The 23,436-nt window shown below is 71.7% G+C and carries 20 protein-coding genes; 14 read left to right on the top strand and 6 right to left on the bottom strand.

The window, feature by feature from the left end; genetic code table 11:
* Nucleotides 1-65: 65 nt before the first annotated feature.
* Nucleotides 66-662 (bottom strand): hypothetical protein, encoded by a 597-nt coding sequence (locus AC07GB_RS24035; RefSeq protein WP_478848659.1) that lies wholly within the window; start codon nt 660-662, stop codon nt 66-68.
* A gap of 204 nt (nt 663-866) precedes the next feature.
* On the opposite strand from AC07GB_RS24035, the gene AC07GB_RS24030 reads away from it, so the two are divergent.
* Nucleotides 867-1,640 carry a polysaccharide deacetylase family protein gene (locus AC07GB_RS24030; protein WP_478848657.1) on the top strand — a complete coding sequence of 258 codons (774 nt, stop codon included), beginning with the start codon at nt 867-869 and terminating at the stop codon, nt 1,638-1,640.
* 30 nt (nt 1,641-1,670) lie between these two features.
* Here the strand turns inward: AC07GB_RS24030 and AC07GB_RS24025 are convergent, their stop codons facing one another.
* A complete protein-coding gene (locus AC07GB_RS24025) occupies nt 1,671-3,413 on the bottom strand; it encodes a dolichyl-phosphate-mannose--protein mannosyltransferase (RefSeq protein WP_478848655.1) in 1,743 nt (580 codons plus the stop codon).
* Between the two features lie 161 nt (nt 3,414-3,574).
* Between AC07GB_RS24025 and rsmI the strand changes: the two genes are divergently transcribed.
* The 6 genes from rsmI to AC07GB_RS23995 all read left to right on the top strand — a co-directional run bounded on the left by rsmI (nt 3,575) and on the right by AC07GB_RS23995 (nt 9,566).
* Nucleotides 3,575-4,390, top strand: coding sequence for a 16S rRNA (cytidine(1402)-2'-O)-methyltransferase (gene rsmI / locus AC07GB_RS24020; RefSeq protein ID WP_478848794.1), 816 nt, complete (start codon nt 3,575-3,577; stop codon nt 4,388-4,390).
* Between the two features lie 353 nt (nt 4,391-4,743).
* Nucleotides 4,744-5,181: a hypothetical protein gene (locus AC07GB_RS24015; RefSeq protein WP_478848653.1), complete on the top strand. Its 438-nt coding sequence runs from the start codon at nt 4,744-4,746 to the stop codon at nt 5,179-5,181.
* A gap of 61 nt (nt 5,182-5,242) precedes the next feature.
* Nucleotides 5,243-6,112, top strand: coding sequence for a TatD family hydrolase (locus tag AC07GB_RS24010; RefSeq protein ID WP_478848651.1), 870 nt, complete (start codon nt 5,243-5,245; stop codon nt 6,110-6,112).
* Nucleotides 6,113-6,271: 159 nt separating this feature from the next.
* Nucleotides 6,272-7,762, top strand: a complete 1,491-nt coding sequence (locus AC07GB_RS24005; protein ID WP_478848649.1) for a ubiquitin-like domain-containing protein — start codon at nt 6,272-6,274, stop codon at nt 7,760-7,762.
* A gap of 50 nt (nt 7,763-7,812) precedes the next feature.
* Nucleotides 7,813-8,682, top strand: a complete 870-nt coding sequence (gene rsmA, locus AC07GB_RS24000; RefSeq protein WP_478848647.1) for a 16S rRNA (adenine(1518)-N(6)/adenine(1519)-N(6))-dimethyltransferase RsmA — start codon at nt 7,813-7,815, stop codon at nt 8,680-8,682.
* Complete coding sequence (locus AC07GB_RS23995; protein WP_478848645.1) at nt 8,679-9,566, top strand: 4-(cytidine 5'-diphospho)-2-C-methyl-D-erythritol kinase; 888 nt, start codon at nt 8,679-8,681, stop codon at nt 9,564-9,566. The genes rsmA and AC07GB_RS23995 overlap by 4 nt, the downstream gene beginning before the upstream one ends.
* 8 nt (nt 9,567-9,574) lie before the next feature.
* Here AC07GB_RS23995 and AC07GB_RS23990 read toward each other — a convergent pair whose 3' ends face one another.
* Entirely contained in the window at nt 9,575-10,207 is a 633-nt protein-coding gene (locus tag AC07GB_RS23990) for a Uma2 family endonuclease (protein WP_478848643.1), read from the bottom strand.
* A gap of 145 nt (nt 10,208-10,352) precedes the next feature.
* Between AC07GB_RS23990 and AC07GB_RS23985 the strand changes: the two genes are divergently transcribed.
* The 4 genes from AC07GB_RS23985 (at nt 10,353) to AC07GB_RS23970 (ending at nt 17,240) form a co-directional block, all read left to right on the top strand.
* Nucleotides 10,353-12,158 (top strand): ABC-F family ATP-binding cassette domain-containing protein, encoded by a 1,806-nt coding sequence (locus AC07GB_RS23985; protein WP_478848641.1) that lies wholly within the window; start codon nt 10,353-10,355, stop codon nt 12,156-12,158.
* Nucleotides 12,159-12,304: 146 nt separating this feature from the next.
* Complete coding sequence (locus AC07GB_RS23980) at nt 12,305-14,155, top strand: outer membrane protein assembly factor BamB family protein (RefSeq protein WP_478848639.1); 1,851 nt, start codon at nt 12,305-12,307, stop codon at nt 14,153-14,155.
* Nucleotides 14,156-14,328: 173 nt separating this feature from the next.
* Nucleotides 14,329-16,254, top strand: coding sequence for an outer membrane protein assembly factor BamB family protein (locus tag AC07GB_RS23975; protein ID WP_478848637.1), 1,926 nt, complete (start codon nt 14,329-14,331; stop codon nt 16,252-16,254).
* Between the two features lie 278 nt (nt 16,255-16,532).
* Entirely contained in the window at nt 16,533-17,240 is a 708-nt protein-coding gene (locus AC07GB_RS23970; RefSeq protein ID WP_366791556.1) for a helix-turn-helix transcriptional regulator, read from the top strand.
* Nucleotides 17,241-17,419: 179 nt separating this feature from the next.
* Here the strand turns inward: AC07GB_RS23970 and AC07GB_RS23965 are convergent, their stop codons facing one another.
* Both AC07GB_RS23965 and AC07GB_RS23960 read right to left on the bottom strand, forming a co-directional pair.
* A complete protein-coding gene (locus AC07GB_RS23965; RefSeq protein ID WP_478848635.1) occupies nt 17,420-17,692 on the bottom strand; it encodes a hypothetical protein in 273 nt (90 codons plus the stop codon).
* 18 nt (nt 17,693-17,710) lie between these two features.
* Nucleotides 17,711-19,408 carry a sodium:solute symporter family protein gene (locus AC07GB_RS23960; protein WP_478848633.1) on the bottom strand — a complete coding sequence of 566 codons (1,698 nt, stop codon included), beginning with the start codon at nt 19,406-19,408 and terminating at the stop codon, nt 17,711-17,713.
* A 216-nt stretch (nt 19,409-19,624) separates the two neighbouring features.
* Between AC07GB_RS23960 and galT the strand changes: the two genes are divergently transcribed.
* Genes galT through galK form a run of 3 tightly spaced genes read left to right on the top strand, consistent with a single transcriptional unit; the run spans nt 19,625 to nt 22,804 of the window.
* Nucleotides 19,625-20,692 (top strand): galactose-1-phosphate uridylyltransferase, encoded by a 1,068-nt coding sequence (gene galT, locus AC07GB_RS23955; RefSeq protein WP_478848631.1) that lies wholly within the window; start codon nt 19,625-19,627, stop codon nt 20,690-20,692.
* Nucleotides 20,692-21,651: a UDP-glucose 4-epimerase GalE gene (gene galE / locus AC07GB_RS23950; protein ID WP_478848629.1), complete on the top strand. Its 960-nt coding sequence runs from the start codon at nt 20,692-20,694 to the stop codon at nt 21,649-21,651. Before galT ends, galE begins: the two co-directional genes overlap by 1 nt.
* 7 nt (nt 21,652-21,658) lie before the next feature.
* The gene (gene galK / locus AC07GB_RS23945; RefSeq protein WP_478848627.1) at nt 21,659-22,804 is read left to right on the top strand and encodes a galactokinase; all 1,146 of its coding nucleotides are present in this window, start codon (nt 21,659-21,661) and stop codon (nt 22,802-22,804) included.
* A 12-nt stretch (nt 22,805-22,816) separates the two neighbouring features.
* On the opposite strand, the gene AC07GB_RS23940 is transcribed toward galK, so the two are convergent.
* Nucleotides 22,817-23,272: a GNAT family N-acetyltransferase gene (locus AC07GB_RS23940; protein ID WP_478848625.1), complete on the bottom strand. Its 456-nt coding sequence runs from the start codon at nt 23,270-23,272 to the stop codon at nt 22,817-22,819.
* Between the last annotated feature and the right edge of the window lie 164 nt (nt 23,273-23,436).

Raw genomic sequence — 23,436 nt, 5'->3', positions numbered from 1 at the left:
TCGCCTGACGGACACGGATCGGCCAGAAGTGGATTCCCCTGCCGTCGGCGGGCCGTGACTCCCCCTCATGGGCTCCCCACGGGCCCACGGCTCCCCGCCCCGCCCGGATCCGCGAGCCGGCTCCGCACCGCCGTGGTGAACTCCGCCCTCGCCCGCGCGAGGCCCTCCCAGCCGGAGTCGATCCGGCTCGCCTGCTCGCGCATGGCCTCCGCGTCGCCGGACTCGAACGCTTGCAGCCAGCGTGCGAACAGGCCGTGCTGGGCGTGTGCCGTGTTCGCGATCCTGTTGCCGGCGGCGACGATGTCGTCCGGCCCCCACAGCTCCAAGTGCCCCGACACGATCAGGAGTTCGCGCGTGGCCGTGAACAGCTCGTCCATCTCGTCGCCCGGCAGCACGCGCGAGGCCCGGACATGGGAGCCACAGGCGCTCGCCACCTGCACGTACCGGCCGAACGCGTCGAAGATGTCCGTACACGCCTGGCGGCGCTGGTCCCTGACCCACTGCTGGTGGTCGGCCGAGGACTGGGCCTGGACCTGTGTCCGCGCCGCCTCGATGGTCTTCTGCGCGCCGATCCGCGCCCCGTAGGCCGTGGCGAGTCCCCCTACCCCAGCTCCGATGAGCCCCGCTATGCCCGCGGCCAGTCCGGCGATGCCCTGATCCATCGCAGCATTCTCCCCGCTGGGGCGGGGGCGCCTGACGCCCCCTCGGACGGGTTCCGGGCGCCGACCGGGGGGAGTTGTCCGCGAACTCTCGCGGAATTGTCCGTGATCGGTAACAGAGGGATCCTCCGGCCGCCGTCCCTCATCTTGCCGGGCGGTCGCGAGGTGACCGGGGATCAGGCGTGGAACTGTGCGAGAGGGGCGGACATGGCACGGCACAGCGGTGGGCGGGGCTGGTACGGCAAGGTGGTCGGGGCGGCGCTCGGGGTGGTGCTGCTCGCCACCGGTGCCTCGGTGTGGACCGCGCAGGCCGGTGACGCGGAGGACTCCGCACCGAAGGCGACCGCCCCCGCCGCGCCGGGCGGCGCCGCCAAGCCCGTGTCGGAGACCATCGCGCACGCCTCGGAGCAGGGCAAGCGCGCCGTCAACATCACCATCGACGACGGCCCCGACCCCAAGTGGACCCCCCAGATGCTCGACCTGCTGCGGCAGCACGGGGCCAAGGCCACCTTCTGCATGGTGGGCACGCAGGCGCAGGCCCACCCGGACCTGGTGAAGAAGGTCGTCGCGGCCGGGCACCGGCTGTGCGACCACTCGGTGTCGCACAACACCGCGATGGACAAGGACTCCCAGGCCTACCAGTCGCAGCAGATACTCGACGCCGAACGCATGATCACCAAGGCGTCCGGGGGAGTGCGGCCCCAGTACTACCGGGCCCCCGGCGGCGCCTTCACGCCCTACAGCCGCAAGCTCGCCGCCTCCCGCGGCATGCGCCCGCTCGGCTGGAACGTGGACACCAAGGACTTCCAGCACCCGGGCGCCGACGCCATCGTCGCCACCGTCCAGCGGGAGCTGTCCAACGGCCCCACCCTCCTCTTCCACGACGCGGGCGGCGACCGCGCCGAGACCGTCGAGGCCCTGCGCCGGCTCCTCCCCTGGCTCAAGGGGCAGGGCTACACCTTCGGCTTCCCGGTGCGCTGACCCCCGCCCTCGCCCGGCCTCCCCGCCCCGCTAGACCCAGGTGTCCAGCCACATCCGCGACCGCCACGACTCGATCGGGATGGCCTGGCCCGTGTAGATCGGCCAGAAGTAGATGAAGTTCCAGAAGATCAGCAGGACCAGGACGCCCGCGCCCGCCGCGCCCGCCACCCGGCGCCGCTCGCTGGAGCCCGGCGGCCCGATCAGCGCGCCGATGAGCATCGCCACGGCCAGGCACAGGAACGGCACGAAGACCACGGCGTAGAAGTAGAAGATGGTCCGCTCCTGGTACATGAACCACGGCAGATAGCCCGCCGCGATCCCGCACACGATCGCGCCCGCGCGCCAGTCCCTGCGGAAGAACCACCGCCACAGCACGTAGAGCAGCGCGGCCCCCGCAGCCCACCACAGCAGCGGGGTGCCGAGCGCGAGGACCTCGCGCGCGCACTTCTCCTTGGTGTCGGCCGGGCAGCCGTCCTTGCCGGGCAGCGGCGACTCGTAGAAGTACGAGACGGGACGGCCGTCGACGATCCAGCTCCACGGATTCGACTGGTAGGTGTGCGGCGAGGACAGGCCGACGTGGAAGTCGTACACCTTGTTCTCGTAGTGCCACAGGCTGCGCAGCCAGTCGGGGAGCCAGGTGAAGCTGCCGCCCTTGCCGGCCGTCGCCGCCCAGTCGCGGTAGTAGCCGCCGGTGCCGTCGCTCGGCGAGAGGATCCAGCCGAGCCAGGAGAGCAGATACGTGCCGACGGCCACCGGCACCGTCGCGGCGAACGCGGGCAGCACGTCCAGCCTGAGCACCGCCGCGTACGGCCGCCGCGCCCCGGCCACCCGGCGCGCGCCCACGTCCCACGCCACCGTCATCAGGCAGAAGAACACCATGACGTACAGGCCGTTCCACTTGGTCGCGAAGGCGAGGCCGAGGCAGAGCCCCGCCGCCCAGCGCCACGGCCGCCACCCCAGGCGCACGGTCTCGGCGACGCGCCGGTCCGGGCGGACCACGCCGCTCGCGTCCACCGGCAGCGCCGCCGCGAGCCGGGCGCGTGCCTTGTCCCGGTCCACCAGGAAGCAGCCGAACGCGGCGAGCACGAAGAACATGAGGACCTGGTCGAGCAGCGCGGTCCTGCTCATCACGAAGTGCAGCCCGTCCACGGTCAGCAGCGCGCCCGCCACACAGCCGAGGAACGTGGACCGGAACAGGCGCCGCCCGATCCGGCACAGCATCAGGACCGAAAGGGTGCCGAGCACCGCCGTCATGAACCGCCAGCCGAACGGGTCGAAGCCGAACAGCCATTCGCCGACGGCGATCACGTACTTGCCGACGGGTGGGTGCACCACGTACGCGGCGTCCGTGGGCAGCGCGATGGAGTCGCCCTGCTGGATGACCGTGTCGTTGATCTTGTCGGGCCAGCTCAGCTCGTAGCCGCGGTGGAGCAGCGCCCAGGCGTCCTTGGCGTAGTACGTCTCGTCGAATATCACCGCCTTCGGGCTGCCCAGGTTCCAGAACCGCAGCAGGCCCGCCACGAGCGCCACCAGGACAGGGCCGCCCCAGCCGGACCAGCGCGTCACCCGCCGCGCGGCCAGCGGCGGCACCCCGAGCGCCGCCCAGATCCGCGAGCCGGGCTCGGCGTAGGGCGGGACGAGCCGCGCCCGCACATCGCCTCCGGCCCGCGCCGCGTAGCCGAAGCGGCGCAGTCTGCGGTGCCAGGGCGACGGCTGCTGTTCCTCGGCTTGCTGGCCCTCACGGGTGTCCGGGGACGACGCGGTACTGGTCACCGCGCCATCGTAGGGAACCAGACTGTGACAGTCCCGCGCCCTGCCCCTGCGAGGATGGAACCGTGACAGGAAGCGCAGACTCAAGCCCCGACGGCACGGCAGGACCCACGCCCGGCGGCTCCCCCGACGGCACCGGCACGCTCGTCCTCGCGGGCACGCCCATCGGCGACACCGCGGACGCCCCGCCCCGGCTCGCGGCCGAACTGGAGCGCGCCGACGTCGTGGCCGCCGAGGACACCCGCAGGCTCAAGCGGCTCACGCAGGCGCTCGGCGTGAGTGTGGGCGGCCGCGTGGTGTCGTACTTCGAGGGCAACGAATCGGCGCGCACGCCCGAGCTGGCCGACGCGCTCGACGGCGGCGCGCGGGTGCTGCTCGTCACCGATGCGGGCATGCCCTCGGTCTCCGACCCCGGCTACCGCCTGGTCGCGGCCGCCGTCGAGCGCGGCATCCGGGTCACCGCGGTGCCGGGGCCCTCCGCGGTCCTGACCGCGCTCGCGCTCTCCGGCCTGCCCGTGGACCGGTTCTGCTTCGAGGGCTTCTTGCCCCGCAAGGCGGGCGAGCGCCTCGCCCGGCTCCGCGAGTCCGCCGCCGAGCGGCGCACCCTCGTGTACTTCGAGGCCCCGCACCGCCTGGCCGACGCGCTCGCCGCGATGGCCGAGGCCTTCGGACCGGAGCGCAGGGCCGCCGTGTGCCGCGAGCTGACCAAGACGTACGAGGAGGTCCGCCGGGGCCCCCTCGACGAGCTGGCCGCGTGGGCGGCCGAGGGGGTGCGCGGCGAGATCACCGTCGTGGTGTCCGGCGCCCCCGAGCGCACCGACGAGCTGGACGACGACGAGCTGGTGCGCAGGGTCAGGGCGCGTGAGGAGGCGGGGGAGCGGCGCAAGGAGGCGATCGCCGCCGTGGCCACCGACGCCGGGCTGCCGAAGCGGCGCGTTTTCGACGCCGTGGTCGCGGCGAAGCACGCGCCTGGGGCGTGACGCGGGACGGGTGCGACAGCGTGTGCGCAGGGGCGTGAGTTACCGGCGCACACGCGTGCTGCCTGCGCTTTCTCCGCCTTCGCCGACCGTGCGTGGCTCGGGGGTTTTATTCCTCCGAGCGGCCCATCGCCTGGCAAAGGACTATCGTGAAAGGCAAAAGCGCGGGCCGCGCGTCAGGCCGAATTCCTATGGGAATGCCAAATCGGGCCCAACAGTGCACAGGTCTGATGCACTCGCTGCGGGAAAGGCGTCCACTGGTTGTCAGGGACGCACCCGTCCCTCGCCGCCAGGCCCGGGTCCGGGCAGGACGCTCCGGGCCGGTGGCGCTTGTCCAGCGGACAAGAGGAGCTCGCATGAGTGAGATCGCAGACACCGGTCACCGCACGGCTGTCGACGTCGTCCATGAGTCCTACGCGTTCGCCTGCATGCGCTGCGGGCACGGCTGGGAACAGTCGTACGAGATAGAGCACCACGTGGACGCCAGGGGGCAGGAGTTCGTGACGTACCTGGCGGGCGGGCACCGCGTGCCGTCCCCGCTCACCCGGCCCACCTGCCTGAACTGCGGGGGCCACGTCGTCCGGATCATGCGCGCGGGCCAGGTGTCGACCGTGCGGTCCGCCCTCGACTCCCTGCACCGGCAGCCCCACACCGAGCATCCGCCGTCGGCCACGAAGGTCCCGGCGAGCGACGACTCCGCAGGCCCCGCCGACTCCGCCGCCGGCCCGGCCAAGCACCACTGGCACCTCGCGGACCTGCTGCACCCCTTCCAGAACCACCGCAAGGAGGGCTGAGCCCCGCTTCGGCGAGGGGCGGGGCGAGGGGCCCGGCGGCCGGGCTCCGTAGGATCGAGGCATGCCCGCCGACACCACCCCGCCCCCAGCCCCCGCCCCGCTCCGCGTCCCGGTCGCCGACTCCCACACCCACCTCGACATGCAGTCCGGCACCGTCGACGACGCGCTCGCCAAGGCCGCGTCGGTGGGCGTCACCACGGTCGTCCAGGTCGGCTGCGACGTGGCCGGGTCGCGCTGGGCCGCCGAGACCGCCGCCGCGCACACCGCCGTCCACGCGGCGGTGGCCCTTCATCCGAACGAGGCGCCGCGCATCGTGCACGGGGATCCCGACGGATGGTCGCGGCAGGGGGCCCGCGCCGCCGGGGGAGAGGCCGCGCTCGACGAGGCACTCGCCGAGATCGACCGGCTCGCCGCGCTGCCGCACGTCAAGGGCGTCGGCGAGACCGGCCTCGACTACTTCCGCACAGGACCCGAGGGCATGGCCGCGCAGGAACGGTCCTTCCGTGCCCACGTCGAGATCGCCAAGCGGCACGGCAAGGCCCTGGTCATCCACGACCGCGAGGCCCACGACGACGTGCTGCGCGTCCTCAAGGAGGAGGGCGCCCCCGAGCGCACCGTCTTCCACTGCTACTCCGGCGACGCCGCGATGGCCGAGGTCTGCGCGGAGCACGGCTACTTCATGTCCTTCGCGGGCAACGTCACCTTCAAGAACGCCGGGCACCTGCGCGCCGCGCTCGCCGTGGCCCCGCCGGAGCTTGTCCTGGTCGAGACCGACGCCCCGTTCCTGACCCCGGCGCCCTACCGCGGACGGCCCAACGCCCCGTATCTCATTCCGGTCACGCTGCGCGCCATGGCCGAGGTGAAGGGCGTCGACGAGGACACCATGGCCGCGGCCGTCTCGGCGAACACGGCCCGCGCCTTTGGTTACTGATCGATAACGACCGAAGCGTTCCAGGGCCTGACAGCCTGGGGCAGTACCGCGACACAGAGTAGCCACCCTGCTTTGGAGAGTGACGGCTGCTCCGCTAGGTTCTGCAAGCCGATCTGCACATGGCTTGTCAGTGGTCCACATGTCAGCTGGAGCGTCGTCGTGAGCAAACCGCAGTACGAGACGTACGGGCAGGCGCCGTTCACGCCCTATGAGCCGTACGGGGGCGCCGGGGCCGCCGTGGGGCACGGGGGATACGAGGGATACGAGGGGTACGAGGGGTACGAGGAGTACGGGGACACCTACCGGCCGGCGTACGAGATGACGCCGGAGGCCGGGGAGTACGGCGGCTACGCCGAGGCCGTCCACGACGCGGGGTACCCGCACGACACGGCGTACCCCGAGGCCGCTCCGGCCCCGGACGACGCCGAAGACCCCGACGCCGAGGCCCCCGACGCCGAGACCGGCCCCGGGCCCCTGCTGCCCCGGCAGGCCGACGGGCCCCGGGCCGGGGGACGGGCCCGGGCGCGGCGCGCCGCGCGGCGCAAGCGGGGCGGCGAGCGGCCCGACGGGCTGCGCCGGCTCGTGCCGCAGGCCCTCGTCGTCGCCTTCCTCGCGGGCGGCACCTCCGCCTTCGTCGCCAACGACAAGGCCGTCCAGCTCAGCGTCGACGGCAAGTCCCGCACGCTGCACACCTTCGCCGACGACGTCGGCGAACTCCTCGCCGACGAGGGTGTGGACGTCGGCGCCCACGACATCGTGGCGCCCACCGCAGGCACCGTGCTCGCCAGCGGCGACGAGATCGCCGTCCGCTACGGCCGCCCGGTGCGGCTCACCCTCGACGGCAAGAGCCGCCAGGTGTGGACCACCGCCCGCACCGTCGACGACGCCCTGCGCCAGCTCGGCGTGCGCGCCGAGGGCGCCTACCTGTCGGCGTCGCGCAGCAAGCGCATCGCCCGCGAGGGCCTCGACCTCGACGTGCGCACCGAGCGCACCGTGACCGTCATGGCCGACGGACGGGCCCGCACCCTCCGGACGAACGCGGCGACCGTCCGCGAGGCCGTGGAGGAGTCCGGCGTCACCCTGCGCGGCTCCGACACGACGTCCGCGCCGCCCGACAGCTTCCCGCGCGACGGGCAGACCATCACCGTCATGCGGATCTCCGGCCGCAAGGAGGTGCGCGAGGAGGTCATCCCGTACGAGGTCCGCAAGACCCAGGACGCCTCGCTGCTTCGCGGCACGGAGGTCGTGGTGCAGGCCGGGCACGAAGGCGCCCGGCGGGTCACGTACGCGCTGCGCACCGTCAACGGCGTGAAGCAGAAGCCGCGCCGCATCAAGAGCGAGGTGGTGCGCGAGCCGCAGACGCGGATCGTGAAGGTCGGCACGAAGGCCCCGCCCACGACCGCCGTGCCCGGCGCCGACGGGCTCGACTGGGGGGCGCTCGCGGCCTGCGAGTCCGGAGGGCGCGCGAGCGCGGTGGACCCCTCCGGCACCTACGGCGGGCTCTACCAGTTCGACACGCGCACCTGGCAGGGCCTCGGCGGCTCAGGCCGCCCCCAGGACGCGCCCGCCGCCGAACAGACCCTCCGCGCGAAGAAGCTCTACGTCCAGCGCGGCGCGAGCCCGTGGCCCCACTGCGGCAAACGCCTCTGACGGCCGGGCGGCCGGATGGGCCGGGGGCGGGGCGCGGATACCCTGGGGCGGTGAGTAGCACCGAGCACGACGCCCTCCTGGGGCCCGCCGACATCCGCGACCTTGCCGCGACCCTCGGCGTCCGGCCGACCAAGCAGCGCGGCCAGAACTTCGTCATCGACGCGAACACCGTCCGCCGCATCGTCCGCACCGCGGAGGTCCGCCCCGACGACGTCGTGGTCGAGGTGGGCCCGGGGCTCGGCTCGCTGACCCTCGCGCTCCTGGAGAGCGCCGCGCACGTCACCGCCGTGGAGATCGACGACGTACTCGCCGGGGCCCTCCCGGCGACGATCGCGGCCCGGCTCCCGGCGAAGGCGGACGCCTTCGCGCTCGTGCACAGCGACGCCATGCTGGTGCGCGAGCTGCCGGGCCCCGCCCCGACGGCCCTGGTCGCGAACCTCCCGTACAACGTCGCCGTGCCGGTGCTGCTGCACATGCTCGACACCTTCCCCACCCTGGAGCGCACGCTCGTGATGGTGCAGGCCGAGGTCGCCGACCGCCTCGCCGCCGCCCCGGGCTCGAAGGTGTACGGCGTCCCGTCCGTGAAGGCCAACTGGTACGCGGACGTCAAGCGCGCCGGCTCCATCGGCCGCAACGTCTTCTGGCCCGCGCCCAACGTCGACTCCGGCCTGGTGTCCCTGGTGCGGCGCGCCGAGCCGGTGAAGACCACGGCCTCGAAGCAGGAGGTGTTCGCCGTCGTGGACGCCGCCTTCGCCCAGCGCCGCAAGACCCTGCGCGCCGCCCTCGCCGGCTGGGCGGGCTCCGCGGCCGCCGCCGAGGCCGCCCTGGTCGCCGCGGGCGTGTCCCCGCAGGCGCGCGGCGAGTCCCTGACCGTCGAGGAGTTCGCGGCCATCGCCGAGCACAAGGGGGCCACGGCGTGAGCGTCACCGTCCGCGTGCCCGCGAAGGTCAACGTGCAGCTCGCCGTGGGCCCCGCACGGCCCGACGGCTTCCACGACCTCGCCAACGTATTCCTCGCCGTCGGCCTGTACGACGAGGTGACGGCGGCACCCGCCGACGAGCTGCGCGTCACCTGCTCGGGCCCGGACGCCGCCCAGGTGCCCCTGGACCGCACCAACCTCGCGGCCCGCGCGGCCCTCGCCCTCGCCGAGCGCCACGGCCGCCCCGCCGACGTGCACCTGCACATCGCCAAGGACATCCCCGTCGCGGGCGGCATGGCGGGCGGCAGCGCGGACGCCGCGGGCGCCCTGCTGGCCTGCGACGCGCTGTGGGGGACCGGGGCGTCCCGGCAGGAGCTGCTCGACATCTGCGCGGAACTCGGCAGCGACGTGCCGTTCAGCCTGGTCGGCGGGGCGGCCCTTGGCACGGGCAGGGGCGAGAGGCTCCAGGACCTTGAGGTGGGCGGCGCCTTCCACTGGGTCTTCGCCGTCGCCGACGGCGGCCTCTCGACGCCCGCCGTGTACCGCGAGTTCGACCGCCTGACCCCGCACGCGCCCGCCCCGGAGGCCTCGGCGGCCCTGCTCGACGCCCTGCGCGCGGGCGACGCCGTGGCCCTGGCAGGCACCGTCTCCAACGACCTCCAGGCCGCCGCGCTCTCCCTCTTCCCCGCGCTCACCGAGACCCTGAAGGCGGGCACGGAGGCGGGCGCGCTCGCGGGCATCGTCTCCGGCTCGGGGCCGACCACCGCCTTCCTGGCCAAGGACGCGACCACCGCCCAGCAGATCGCCACGGCCCTGCGCGCGTCGGGCACGTGCCGGACGGCGCGGGTGGCGGTCGCGCCCGCCCCGGGGGCGACGGTTGTCTGAGCGGCGCTTTACCGCTTGTGGAGGGCGGTCAGGTCAATGTCGATGTCGTAGGGTGCGCGAACTTTGAGTCGGTCACGGTGGGTGCCGCTCGAGGTGTACTCACGGGTGACCGGGTCGAGTTCGTAGACGCGGACGATCGGGTGGTCGTCCTTGCCCTCCATCTCAACGAGCCAGAAGTGCTTGATCCCGGCCGCCGCGTACTTACGGGGTTTGGTGTTGCGGTCCCGGGCCTCGGACTCCGGCGAGACGACTTCGACGGCGAGGAGGACGTCGGCGACGTCGAACGAGGTCTGCCGCAGGCTCTCGAAGGCTTCCTCGCGGACGACGAGGACGTCCGGTTCGGGACCGTTCCTACGATCGATGACGACGGTCATCTCGTTGAAGACCTTGAACGCTGGCGGCGCGCTGTCGAGCAGTCCGTTCGTCAGCAGGCGAATCATCAGGTTGTGGAACGCGCGCTGCGGAGTCACGAAGACCAGGCTCCCGTCGATCATCTCGGTGTGCGGCGGGAGGTCGGGCAAGGTGTGCAGGTCGTCCACTGTCCAGCCGTCCACCGGAGGTCTCGGCCACTGCGGCGTCGGCTCGGGCACGGGGTCGGCGGCCTTGTCAATCGGCTCGGCGGTCATGGTGGTTCCTCCCATGCGCGGGATTCTTCGGCCTGCCCCTCCACGGTAGCGACCGCTTCCGGATCACGTCATCACATCGAGTGACTGTTCGACCGCGTGCCGTCGACGCCGGTCCACGCCCTACTCTTGAAGGCTGATCCACCCCCTCGTCAGGAGTGAAATGGCCGTCAATCTGGTCAATGTCGAAAACGTCAGCAAGGTGTACGGCACCCGCGCGCTGCTCGACGGCGTCTCGCTCGGCGTATCGGAGGGCGACCGGATCGGAGTCGTCGGGCGCAACGGAGACGGGAAGACGACCCTCATCCGGATGCTCGCCAAGCTGGAGGAGGCCGACACCGGCCGCGTCACGCACAGCGGCGGCCTGCGCCTGGGCGTGCTGACCCAGCACGACTCGCTCGACCCCGAGGCGACCGTCCGGCACGAGGTCATCGGCGACCTCGCCGACCACGAGTGGGCCGGGAACGCCAAGATCCGGGACGTCCTCACGGGCCTCTTCGGCGGCCTCGACCTGCCGGGCTTCCCCCAGGGCCTCGACACGGTCATCGGCCCGCTGTCCGGCGGCGAGCGCCGCCGCATCGCGCTCGCCCAGCTGCTCATCGCCGAGCAGGACCTGATCGTGCTCGACGAGCCCACCAACCACCTCGACGTGGAGGGCATCGCCTGGCTCGCCCAGCACCTGCGCGAGCGCCGCTCCGCGCTCGTGTGCGTGACCCACGACCGCTGGTTCCTCGACCAGGTGTGCACCCGCATGTGGGACGTCCAGAAGGGCACGGTCTACGAGTACGAGGGCGGGTACTCCGACTACGTCTTCGCGCGCGCCGAGCGCGAGCGCATCGCCGCCACCGAGGAGACCAAGCGGCAGAACCTGGTCCGCAAGGAGCTGGCGTGGCTGCGCCGCGGCGCCCCGGCCCGCACCTCCAAGCCGCGCTTCCGCGTCGAGGCGGCCAACGAGCTGATCAAGGACGTGCCGGCACCGCGCGACACCAGCGAGCTGATGAAGTTCGCCACCACCCGGCTCGGCAAGACCGTCTTCGACCTGGAGGACGTGTCCGTCCAGGCCGGCCCCAAGCTGCTCCTGAAGCACCTGACGTGGCAGCTCGGCCCGGGCGACCGCATCGGCCTGGTGGGCGTGAACGGCGCGGGCAAGACCTCGCTCCTGCGGGCCATGGCGGACGCCGCCCGCTCCCAGGGCGAGACGCAGCCCGTCGCCGGGCGGATCGCCGTCGGCAAGACCGTGAAGCTCGCCTACCTCTCCCAGGAGGTCGCCGAGCTGGACCCGGCCACGCGCGTCCTGGAGGCCGTGCAGCAGGTGCGCGAGCGCGTCGACCTCGGCAAGGGCCGGGAGATGACCGCGGGCCAGCTGTGCGAGACCTTCGGCTTCGGCAAGGAGAAGCAGTGGACGCCGGTCGGCGACCTCTCGGGCGGTGAGCGGCGCAGGCTCCAGCTCCTGCGCCTCCTGATGGACGAGCCGAACGTGCTCTTCCTGGACGAGCCCACCAACGACCTCGACATCGAGACCCTCACGCAGCTGGAGGACGTGCTCGACGGCTGGCCCGGCTCGATGATCGTGATCTCGCACGACCGGTTCTTCGTCGAGCGCACCACGGACCGGGTGCACGCGCTGATGGGCGACGCCACGATGCGGATGCTGCCGCGCGGCATCGACGAGTACCTGGAGCGCAGGCAGCGGATGACCGAGGCCGCGGCCCCCGCGCCCGCCGCGCGCCCCGAGCCGGAGACCCCCGCGGTCTCGGCCGCCGACGCCCGCGCCGCGAAGAAGGAACTCCAGAAGATCGAGCGGCAGCTGGACAAGATCTCGGCCAAGGAGAGCAAGCTCCACACGCAGATCGCCGATAACGCCACAGACTTCGAGAAGGTGGCCAAACTGGACGCGGAACTGCGTGAACTCGGTTCCGAGCGTGAAGAGTTGGAAATGCGCTGGCTGGAGCTGGCGGAGAACGCGTGAGCATCGCATAACGGAGGCATCACGGGCCGGTCCGCCCTTGGGTACAGGGTCAGGACCGGTCCCGGCCATGGCTTGATTGGAGTGATAGAAAGGTCGGCCTGAGCACCACTTGGCGTGCCGAAAAATCAGTGAAGGGGGAAGCGCTGATGACTCAGCCGCCCAACCAGCCGCCCCATGGCGGCTTCGGAGCCGCCCAGGATCCACAGGACCCGCGGCAGCCCGGTCCGCCGCAGCCGCCGACGCCTCCCGCGGGTCCGCCGCAGTCGCCTCCCCCGGCCCCGCAGCCCGGCTACGGCTACCCGCAGCAGCCGCCCGCACAGGCCGGCGCGTACGGCTATCCGCAGCAGCAGGGCCCGTACGGCCAGCCGCAGCAGCCCGGTCCGTACGGTCAGCCGCAGCAGCCCGGTCCGTACGGCCAGCCGCAGCAGCCCGGTCCGTACGGTCAGCCCCCGCAGCCCGGCCCTTATGGCCAGCCCCCGCAGCCCGCGGGCTACGGCTTCCCGCAGCAGCAGTACCCCGCAGGCCCCGGCGGCCCGGTCACCCCGCCGCCCGGCGGTGGCGGCGGTAAGGGCCCCTTCAAGGGCAAGACCGCGGTGATCATCGGGGCCGCCGTGGCCACCCTGCTCGTGGCGGGCGGCGCGGTCTACGCGCTCACCAGCGGCGGCGATGACGACAAGAAGAAGTCCGAGTCGAAGAAGAAGGGCCCCAAGCCCACCGCCTCCGCCCCGGTCAACCCGGGCGACGGCAGCGGCGACGGCCACGAAGGCAAGGAGGACCTCAACGAGGGCCGCCAGGCCGGTGAGTCGAAGGTCCTCTGGTACAAGGAGGCCCCCAAGGCCCCCGGCAAGGGCGCCGACGCCCCCGGCATGTGGGTCGAGGACGGCGTCGCGGTCAAGGCCGTCTACAAGGAAGTCCTGGGCTACGACGTCGAGTCGGGCGCGCCGAAGTGGCCCGCCATCGAGCTGCCCCAGGAGATCTGCGCGGCCTCCAAGCAGGTCAGCGAGGACGGCAAGGTCGTCGTCGCGTACAAGGGCGGCACGAAGAGCGACGCCAAGTGCGACCAGCTCCAGGTCATCGACCTGGAGACGGGTAAGAAGGGCTGGAAGAAGCAGATCAAGGAGGAAGGTCTCTTCGACTCCACGCTCAGCATCGAGCTGACCATCACCGGCGACACCCTGATGGTCGGCCGCTCGCAGTCCGGCACCGCGTACAGCATGAGCAGCGGCGACGAGCTGTTCGTCTCGCGCAAGAAGGACGAGGGCACCTGTTTCCCGAACGGCTTCACGGGCGGTGACCGGCTGCTGCGGGCGCTGTCCTGCGGCGCCAGCACGCCCACCGAGCACCACGAGATCCAGGAGCTGGACCCGAAGACAGGGAAGGCCAAGTGGACGAAGAAGTTCCCCAAGGGCTGGCGCCTGAACAAGGTCTACTCCACCACCCCGGCCGTCCTCTACCTCACCAACGAGGACAAGAAGCAGTGGAACATCACCACGCTCAAGCCGGGTAGTTCCGCGACCCGCTCCGAGGTCCGCGTCAACGAGGACTTCGCGCCCGAGTGCGGCTGGGGCGGCGTCATGGTGAGCGACCTCCAGGGCTGCGCGGGCGCCGTCGCGGACGACACGTACCTGTACCTGCCGACCAAGAAGACCACCGGCGCCAACGAGATCGTCGCGATCGGCCTGAACACCGGCAAGGCGAACTGGCGCGTCAAGTCGCCGTCGGACACCTCGATGATGCCGATGAAGATGCAGGACGGCCGGCTCGTCGCGTACGTCAAGCCGTCGTACACCAGCGGCGGCCAGGTCGTCTCCATCGCGCCGAGCGGCTCGCACACGCCGAAGACGCTGCTCAAGAACCCCGAGGGGACGTCGAAGATCGAGAACGGCTTCTTCTCGAAGGCGATCGACTACGTGGACGGGCGCTTCTACCTCTCCACCACGCGCCTCTCCGGCTCCGCGCAGGGCCGCGAGAAGCTGATGCTGGCCTACGGCAAGTGACCCTCCGCACCGCCTAAGCGCTTCGCTGGAATTGCTGCGATGGGCCGTCGATCGCCTGCGGAACCGTCGTGGCTGGTCGCGCAGTTCCCCGCGCCCCTTCGGGGCGCTGCCGAACCGCACCACACTTCCACTAGACCGCTTAGTTCCCCTTCCGTCCCCCAAGGAAAGACGTCATGACTCAGCCGCCTCAGCCCCCCAACGAGCCCCCGCAGGGCGGGTTCGGCGCCCCGCAGGAACCGCCGTCCGGCGGCTTCGGCAAGGCCCCGGAGCCGGGCTACGGCTACCCGCAGGCCCCGGGCACACCGCCCCCGCCCCCGCAGGGCCAGCCGGGCCAGGGCCCGTACGGCTACCCGCAGGCGCCCCAGGCCCCGCAGCCGCCCCAGACGCCACCGCCCGCCGCCCCGCCGCAGGCCCCGGCCGCCCCGCCCGCCTACGGCCAGCCCGCGCCCCCGGCGTACGGCCAGCCCGCCGCACCGGCCTACGGCCAGCCCGCGGCCCCCGCCTACGGCCAGCAGCCCGGCTACGGCTACCCGGGCCAGCCCGGTGCCCCCGGCCAGCCGCAGTACGGCTACCCGCAGCCGCCCACCGTGTCGATGCAGCCGCAGCCCGCGGGCCCCGGCGGCCCGGGCGGTTCCGGCGGCAAGAAGAAGCAGATGACGATCATCGTCGCGGCGGTCGCCGCGATCGCGCTGATCGTCGGCGCCGGCGTGATCTACGCGTCGCAGAAGGATGGCGACGACAAGACCGCCAGCGCCAAGAAGGACGACAAGGACGGCAAGGACGGCAAGGGCGGCGAGAAGGACCTGCCCTCCGGCGGCCCTGCCAAGGAGAAGGCCCCGGCGGACACCAGCGCCAAGGTGGCCTTCCAGGTCCCCGCCCCGGCCGTGCCCAAGGACGACGTGTGGAACGTCGAGGGCTCCTGGCTGACCGACGACGCCGTCGTCAAGTCCGGCTACCAGGGCAAGGACAAGGACCACGCCCTGATCGCGTACGACCCCTCATCCGGCAAGGAGAAGTGGTCGATCCCGCTCACCGGCGAGACCTGCGCGGTCTCCAAGGAGATCACCAAGGACGGCATCACCGCCGTCGTCGCCAAGGACGCCAAGGCCACCAAGGCGAACAAGTACCCGGACTGCAGCCAGGTCTCCGCGATCAACCTGAAGACCGGCAAGAAGCTGTGGACGAAGGACGTCACCAACAGCGGCATGAAGGTGGAGTTCGAGGAGATCACCCTCTCCGGCTCCACCATCGCCGCGGGCTCCGGCACCGGCGGCACCGGCGCCGCCTGGGACCTCTCCGGCAAGCTCCTGTGGAAGCCGCAGATCGGCGACAAGTGCAAGGACGTCGGCTACGCGGGCGGCGACCAGCTCGTCGCGGTCCGCAAGTGCGGTGACTACGACGACCCCAAGCTGAAGATCCAGCTCCTCGACCCCAAGACGGGCGACGACAAGTGGAGCTACCCGCTCGCCCCCGGCATCGACAACGCCAAGATCATCTCGACGAACCCGGTCGTCTTCGGCCAGGACACCGACAAGATCACGGCGAGCGGTGCCACGGACGTCTTCTCGCTGGGTGCCAACGGCAAGCTGCGCGCCCGCATCAAGTTGCAGGACGGCAAGTACTCCCACGACTGCGACGTCAACAAGGTCTACAGCTGCAAGGCGATCGCCGTCGGCAACGACAAGCTGTACGTCCCCACGCGCCAGCACGACGCGGGCGGCTCGGGCTACGGCTTCACCAACGAGATCATCGGCTTCTCGCTGGCCACGGGCAAGACCACCGGTGACCGCGCGGACGCGGGCAAGGACGGCGAGATGTTCCCGCTGCGCATGGACGGCGGCAACGTCCTCGCGTACAAGGGCGGCGGCTACAACAAGGGCGCCCAGGTCGTCTCGCTCGACGGCAAGTCGATGAAGGAGACCACGCTCCTGGAGACGCCCGCGACCGAATCGGTCAGCAGCGCCATCAGCGGCATGGTGCCCAAGTCCAACGAGGTCCTGTACGGCAACGGCCACCTGTTCATGGGCAAGGAGCTGATCAGCAAGCCGTACTCCAAGGACGACAAGGAGTACATCGCGCTGGCCTTCACCACGGGATGACCGGTCCGTGACCGGTCGCGCACCGGTCACGCACCGCCACCGACGGCCCCGGACCGCACGGTCCGGGGCCGTTCCCGTCCCGGGGGCCGTTCACTCTCCGTACTCCCGTACTGCCGCTACCCCAAAGGCAGTGATTTCGGCATCCAGGGCTGCATCTGGACGGTAGGGGCAGCGCAACGTCGAACAAGCGTGTAGCTTCCGGGGGATGGAGGGCCGGGGCCCCGGGTCCGTGGGGGGACCAGTGGGGGAATCCGTGGGGGACATTGGGGGGTAGCTCGATGGGTGTGCGGCTCATGGTGGTCGACGACCACCGACTGCTCGCCGAGGCGCTCGCCTCGGCGCTCAAGCTGCGCGGGCACCGGGTGCTGGCCGCGGCCGCGCCCGCCGCGGGCGCGGCCGAGCTGGTCATCAGCAGGGCTCCCGAGGTGTGCCTGCTCGGCACGGCGACACCCGCGGAGCCGGGCATGTTCGACCCCGTGGTCAAGATCAAGCGGGAGCGTCCGCAGGTCGCCGTGGTGGTGCTCGGGCCCGTCCCGTCGCCGCGCGGCATCGCGGCGGCGTTCGCCTCCGGCGCGTCCGGGTACGTCCGGCACGACGAGCGCATCGAAGGAGTCGAGCGCGCCATCATGAAGGCGCGCGCCGGTGAGGCCGCCGTCGCGCCCCAATTGCTCCAAGGCGCCTTCAGCGAGCTGCTCAACCCCGCCGCGCAGCCAGACGACGAGGGACAGCGGCTCCTCCAGATGCTCACACCGCGTGAGGTCGAGGTGCTCGTACGGGTCGCGGACGGTGAGGACACGCGGCTCATCGCGGCGGGCATGGGCATCGCGCCCAGCACGGCGCGGACGCATGTGCAGCGCGTGCTGATGAAACTGGGCGTCGGCTCCCGCCTGGAGGCGGCGGCCCTCGCCGCCCGCACGGGCCTCCTGGACCGCGCGGAGCGCCCCGCCCCGGGCGGCCGCGTGAACAACTCGGGCTCGCCCCAGTAGCCCCCGCGGCCCTCCGTGGCCCGGCCCTAATCGGCCTCCGGCCTCGTCCTCGAACGCCGGACGGGCTGGATATCTCCGGTGCGGGCCGGCAGACGAGGCGCGGAGCGCCGAAAAGGCGGGGGCACGGGGGCGGCGGCCCTCGGTTCGGGAAGGGGTGGGTCCGGGGCGCACCGCGAGGGTCAGTCCCGCGGAGGCGGCGGGGGTGTCGGGCGCAGCCACAGCCAGGTGAGGAAGAAGAGGCCGAGGGCGAGCATGCCAAGGCCGGTCCAGAGGTTGATGTTGATGCCCTCGGCCTTGTCGAGGTCGGCGTCGGACGCCGTGATCCCCGCGACCGTCACGATCACGCCGTAGACGACGAACAGGCCCCCGATGATCCGCCGGATGTCGAAGAGGCGCGCGGCCGTCGCGGACTTCCGCTCCAGGTCGGAGACTTCCTTGTGCAGGTCGGACATGATGGCTCGGACCTCCGGTCAGAACGAGTAGGGGACGTAGCAGGCCGCGGCGAGCACCACCGCGCCCCACCCGAGCAGCGCGGGCCTGCGGTACCAGACGGAGTCGCCCGGCTCGGCCCCGTCGTCCTCCGGGCCCGGCGCCGACTTGGACACGGTGCCGTACACGAGCCCCGCAAGCTCGGCCTCGGGCTTGGGCGCGGTGAAGAGCGTGACCACCACCATCACCACCGCGCCGGCGACGAAGCCGACGATCGCGGAGACGAAGTTGGCGCCCTGGTCGGTGGGGATGTCGACGACGCCCTGCTTGTAGATCCAGAAGTAGTTGAGCATCGCGGCGGTGGTGCCCGCGACGAGGCCCCACACCCCGGATTTCATGGAGGCCCGCTTCCAGAACATGCCGATGACGAAGACGACGAACATCGGGACGTTGAAGAAGGAGAAGAGGGTCTGGAGGTAGCCCATGATGTTGGAGAAGGACGAGGCGATGAAGGCCGTGCCGATCGAGGCGAGCACGCCGATCGCGGTGATGAGCCGCCCGAACCCGAGGTAGTAGCCGTCCTCGCGCCCCTTGATCACGTACCGCGCCCAGATGTCGTACGTGAACACGGTGTTGAAGGACGACACATTGGCCGCCATGCCCGCCATGAAGGCGGCGAGCAGCCCGGTGACCGCGATGCCGAGCACGCCGTTGGGCAGCAGTTCCTGCATGAGGTAGGGGATCGCGTCGTTGTAGGTGAGGTCGGAGCCGGCCGTGCCGATCTTCGGGACGAGCACCGCGGCGATGAGGCCCGGCAGCATCACCAGGAACACGATGAATATCTTCGGGAACGCGGCGATCAGCGGGGTGCGCCGGGCCGCGGAGAGGTTCTTCGCGGACAGGGCCCGCTGCACCTCGGCGAAGTTCGTCGTCCAGTAGCCGAAGGAGAGCACGAAGCCGAGGCCCAGGATGATCGTGAGCCAGTTGGCGCCGAGCGGGTTGGGGTCGCCGATGCCGGTGCCGCCCCAGGCGGTGAGGAAGGTGTCGCCGTGGCTCTTCTCCAGGTTGCCGCTCAGGCCGTCCCAGCCGCCGACCTTCTTCATGCCGATGACGCAGATCGGGATGAGCGCGGCGAGGATGACGAAGAACTGGAGGACCTCGTTGTAGATCGCCGAGGACAGGCCGCCGATGGTGATGTACGCGAGCACGAAGACCCCGGCGACCACGATCGCCACCCACTGCGGCCAGCCGAGCAGCGCCTCCACGACGATCGAGAGGGCGTAGAGGTTCACGCCCGCGATGAGGATCGCGGCGAAGGCGAAGAGCGCCGAGCTGAGCAGATGGGCGGATTTGTCGAAGCGCTGGAGGAGGAACTCGGGGACCGAGCGGACCTTCGAGCGGTAGTAGAAGGGCATCATCACCAGGCCCAGGAAGACCATGGCGGGGATGGCGCCGATCCAGTACCAGTGCACGACGGCGACGCCGTACTGCGCGCCGGTCGCCGCCATGCCGAGGATCTCGGTGGCGCCGAGGTTGGCGGCGACGAAGGCGAGGCCGGTCACCCAGGCGGGCAGCGAGCGGCCGGAGAGGAAGAAGTCGAGGCTGGTCCGCACGGAGCGCCGGGCGGCGAAGCCGATGCCCAGGACGACCACGAAGTACAGGGCGAGGATCGTGTAGTCGAGGCCGTTGGTGGGCAGCCGGAGCCCCTCGGCCAGCATCTGGGTGGAAGGTGCCTGCATGGGAGCACTCACTTCGTCGCGCGAATGATCTGAGCGGAACCTACGCCTCGCCCTTCGAGAAGTGAACACTTCTGTTGATGTTCTTTGTTTGATTGTGATCGAGCTGAGGGCGGGCTCGACCCGAGGTGACGCAGGGCCGCCCCGCATTGACGCCACTGTTGGCTTGTGGTTTGTTATGTTGGGTTCTGTTGGCGGGCCGGATGAGGAGCCCCACACGTGAAGAAGACCTCGACGCGTCTCGCTGACGGTCGTGAACTCATCTACTACGACGTCCGTGACGACACCGTCCGCGACGCCCCCGACCGGCGCCCCCTCGACGCCGTCGCCACCACGTCCGAGATCCGCCGGGACCCCCTCCTCGGCGACAGCGTCGCGATCGCCTCCCACCGCCAGGGCCGCACCTACCACCCTCCGGCCGACCAGTGCCCCCTGTGCCCCTCCACGGCCGGGCGGCCCACGGAGATCCCCGAGTCCACGTACGACGTCGTGGTCTTCGAGAACCGCTTCCCGTCCCTCGCGGGTGACGCGGGCCGCTGCGAGGTCGTCTGTTTCACCTCCGACCACACCGTGTCCTTCGCGGACCTCACCGAGGAGCAGGCCCGGCTCGTCCTCGACGCCTGGACCGACCGCACCGCCGAGCTGTCCCACCTGCCTGCCGTCCAGCAGGTGTTCTGCTTCGAGAACCGGGGCGCGGAGATCGGCGTGACCCTCGGCCACCCGCACGGCCAGATCTACGCCTACCCCTTCGTGACCCCCCGCACGGACCTGATGCTCCGCTCCCTGGCCGCGCACAAGAAGGCGACCGGGGGCCGCAGCCTCTTCGACGACGTCCTCGCCGAGGAGCGCGCGGGCGACCGCGTCGTCCTGGACGCCGCGCACTGGGTGGCCTTCGTGCCCTACGCCGCGCACTGGCCCTACGAGGTGCACCTCTACCCCAAGCGCCGCGTCCCCGACCTGCTCGGCCTCGACGAGGCGGCGCGCGCGGAGTTCCCCGGCGTCTATCTGGAGCTGCTCAAGCGCTTCGACCGGATCTTCGCCGCGGACGGGACGGACGGGTCCGCGACTCCCTACATCGCGGCCTGGCACCAGGCGCCCTTCGCGGCCCTCGACGCGTACGAAGCCGTCAACCGCGACGACTTCGCGCTCCACCTCGAGCTTTTCACCATTCGCCGCACTTCGGGCAAGCTGAAGTTCCTCGCGGGTTCCGAATCCGGCATGAGTGTGTTCATCAACGACGTGCCGCCGGAGGCCGCGGCCGAGCGACTGCGAGAGGTAGCGAGTTGATGAGTGCGAAGTACCTGGTCACGGGCGGCGCGGGCTATGTCGGCAGCGTCGTGGCACAGCACCTGGTCGAGGCCGGACACGAGGTCACGGTCCTCGACAACCTCTCGACGGGCTTCCGCGAGGGGGTCCCCGCAGGCGCCACGTTCATCGAGGGTGACATCCGCGATGCCGCCAAGTGGCTGGATTCCTCGTACGCGGGCGTCCTGCACTTCGCCGCCTCCTCCCAGGTCGGCGAGTCCGTCGCCAAGCCCGAGAAGTACTGGGACAACAACGTGGGCGGCACCATGGCCCTGCTCGCCGCCATGCGCGACGCGGGCGTGCGCACCCTCGTCTTCTCCTCCACCGCCGCGACGTACGGCGAACCGGTCAGCACCCCCATCAAGGAGACCGACCCGACCGCGCCGACCTCCCCCTACGGCGCCTCCAAGCTCGCCGTCGACCACATGATCACCGGCGAGGCGAAGGCCCACGGCCTGGGCGCGGTCTCCCTGCGTTACTTCAATGTGGCAGGCGCGTACGGGGAGTTCGGCGAGCGCCACGACCCCGAGTCCCACCTCATCCCGCTCGTCCTCCAGGTCGCCCAGGGCCGGCGCGAGGCGATCTCCGTCTTCGGTGACGACTACGCGACGCCCGACGGCACCTGCGTCCGCGACTACATCCACGTCGCCGACCTCGCCGACGCCCATCTGCGCGCCCTCGACGCCGCGACCCCCGGCGAGCACCTCATCTGCAACCTCGGCAACGGCAGCGGCTTCTCCGTGCGCGAGGTCATCGAAACCGTCCGCCAGGTCACCGGGCACCCGATCCCGGAGGTCGTCGCCGCGCGCCGGGGCGGCGACCCCGCCGTCCTGGTCGCCTCCGCCGCCACCGCCCACGAGCGCCTCGGCTGGCGGCCCGCCCGCGCCGACCTCGCGGGCATCGTCGCCGACGCCTGGGCCTTCGCCCAGCGAAAGGGGTAAGGGGCCCATGTCCGTCGCCGAGGAGTTCACCGGCCTATACGGATACGAGCCCGCCGGGGTGTGGGCGGCACCGGGCCGCGTCAACCTCATCGGCGAGTACACGGACTTCAACGAGGGCTTTGTGATGCCGCTCGCCCTGCCCCACACGGCGGTGGCCGCGGTCGCCCGCCGCGACGACGGGATCCTGCGGCTGCACTCCGCCGACGTCGAGGGCCCCGTCGTCGAACTCGCCGTGGCGGGCCTCGAGCCGCTCTCCGACAGCGGCGGCTGGGCCGCCTACCCGGCCGGCGTCGTCTGGGCGCTGCGCGCGGCCGGGCACCCGGTCGGCGGCCTGGACCTCCACCTGGCCTCCACGGTGCCGACCGGCGCGGGCCTGTCCTCCTCGGCGGCCCTTGAGGTGGTCACCGCGCTCGCCCTGAACGACCTCTACGAACTCGGCCTGCACCGGCGGGAGTTGGCGCTCACCGCCCAGCGCGCCGAGAACGCGTTCGTGGGCGTGCCCTGCGGTGTCATGGACCAGATGGCCTCCGCCGTCTGCGAGCCCGGCCACGTCCTGCGCCTCGACTGCCGCGACCTGTCCGTGCGCCAGGTCCCCTTCGACCTCGCCGCGCACGGCCTCGGGCTGCTCGTCGTCGACACCCGCGTGAAGCACGCACTGGGCGACGGGGCGTACGCGGAGCGGCGCGCGGGCTGCGAGGCAGGCGCGCGCGCCCTCGGCGTCTCCCACCTCCGGGACATCCCTTACGCCGAACTCCCCGCCGCCCTCGCCCGTTTGAGCGAGGACCGCGTGCGCCGCTACGTCCGCCACGTCGTCTCCGACGACCACCGGGTCGAGCGCGTCGGGGCGCTCCTCGACGCCGGTGACGTGCGCGGCATCGGCCCCCTCCTCACCGAAGGGCATGCCTCCCTCCGCGACGACCTGCGCATCTCCTGCCCCGAACTCGACCTCGCCGTCGAGACGGCGTGCGCGGCGGGGGCGCTCGGCGCGCGCATGACCGGGGGCGGCTTCGGAGGCTCCGCGGTGGTCCTCGCGGAGGCGGCGGACACACAGGCCCTCACGAAGGCCCTCCACGCCGCCTTCGCCCGGGCGGGCTTCCCCGAGCCCCGCGTCTTCGCGGCGGAGCCTTCCCCCGGGGCGCGCCGGGTGGCCTAGCCCCCGCGAGGGCTAGCCCAAGTGCTTCGTCAGGGTGTACTCCGTGGCGCCCTCCGGGTAGTCGGGGATGGCGCATACGACTTCGTACCCCTGCTTCTCGTAGAACGCGGGGGCCTGGAAGTCCCAGGTCTCCAGGCGGGAGTTGCGGCAGCCACGCTCCGCCAGGGCCATCGACTCCGCCCGGGCGAGCAGCCGCGCGCCGAGGCCCGAGCCCCGCGCGCCCGGCGCGACCCACAGCAGGCCGACGTGCAGCCACCCCGCCCACGTATGCCCGGACAGGCCCCCGACCAGCGCTTCGCCGTCCCCCAACGCCCAGACCCCGAGCGGCACTTCCCGCTCGGCGGGGGTCCCCCGCATCGCCCGCAACACGGGTGAGGCGTCCGTATTGGCCGCCCGCAGCCGCGCTCGAAGCAGACGAAGCCGTTCTTTGTCGACTCCTGTCTCAATACGAAACATACGGCTCACCATAAACGCGCCGGGCAATCAGTTCTGCAAATCCACTTCCGCTCCGGGCCCCCGTCCGTACTCTGAAGGACAGCGCCGGTGGGGGCCGGCGCCGTTCAGGGGGCGAGACAGTCGGGTACGACGCCCGGCCTGGGGGTGGCGGTCACAGCACGGCGGCGGCCGTGCTG

The organism is Streptomyces sp. NPDC045778 (assembly GCF_056431945.1).
Note: the sequence above shows the minus strand (reverse complement) of the source record. Positions and strands in the feature narration are given on the sequence as shown.

Excerpts from the sequence above, each read along its gene's own strand:
- AC07GB_RS24035 (WP_478848659.1), bottom strand. The coding sequence starts at position 662 with ATGGATCAGGGCATCGCCGGACTGGCCGCGGGCATAGCGGGGCTCATC.
- AC07GB_RS24030 (WP_478848657.1), top strand. The coding sequence starts at position 867 with ATGGCACGGCACAGCGGTGGGCGGGGCTGGTACGGCAAGGTGGTCGGG.
- AC07GB_RS24015 (WP_478848653.1), top strand. The coding sequence starts at position 4,744 with ATGAGTGAGATCGCAGACACCGGTCACCGCACGGCTGTCGACGTCGTC.
- AC07GB_RS24010 (WP_478848651.1), top strand. The coding sequence starts at position 5,243 with ATGCCCGCCGACACCACCCCGCCCCCAGCCCCCGCCCCGCTCCGCGTC.
- AC07GB_RS23990 (WP_478848643.1), bottom strand. The coding sequence starts at position 10,207 with ATGGGAGGAACCACCATGACCGCCGAGCCGATTGACAAGGCCGCCGAC.
- AC07GB_RS23985 (WP_478848641.1), top strand. The coding sequence starts at position 10,353 with ATGGCCGTCAATCTGGTCAATGTCGAAAACGTCAGCAAGGTGTACGGC.
- AC07GB_RS23980 (WP_478848639.1), top strand. The coding sequence starts at position 12,305 with ATGACTCAGCCGCCCAACCAGCCGCCCCATGGCGGCTTCGGAGCCGCC.
- AC07GB_RS23975 (WP_478848637.1), top strand. The coding sequence starts at position 14,329 with ATGACTCAGCCGCCTCAGCCCCCCAACGAGCCCCCGCAGGGCGGGTTC.
- AC07GB_RS23970 (WP_366791556.1), top strand. The coding sequence starts at position 16,533 with ATGGGTGTGCGGCTCATGGTGGTCGACGACCACCGACTGCTCGCCGAG.
- AC07GB_RS23965 (WP_478848635.1), bottom strand. The coding sequence starts at position 17,692 with ATGTCCGACCTGCACAAGGAAGTCTCCGACCTGGAGCGGAAGTCCGCG.
- AC07GB_RS23960 (WP_478848633.1), bottom strand. The coding sequence starts at position 19,408 with ATGCAGGCACCTTCCACCCAGATGCTGGCCGAGGGGCTCCGGCTGCCC.
- galE (WP_478848629.1), top strand. The coding sequence starts at position 20,692 with ATGAGTGCGAAGTACCTGGTCACGGGCGGCGCGGGCTATGTCGGCAGC.
- galK (WP_478848627.1), top strand. The coding sequence starts at position 21,659 with ATGTCCGTCGCCGAGGAGTTCACCGGCCTATACGGATACGAGCCCGCC.
- AC07GB_RS23940 (WP_478848625.1), bottom strand. The coding sequence starts at position 23,272 with ATGGTGAGCCGTATGTTTCGTATTGAGACAGGAGTCGACAAAGAACGG.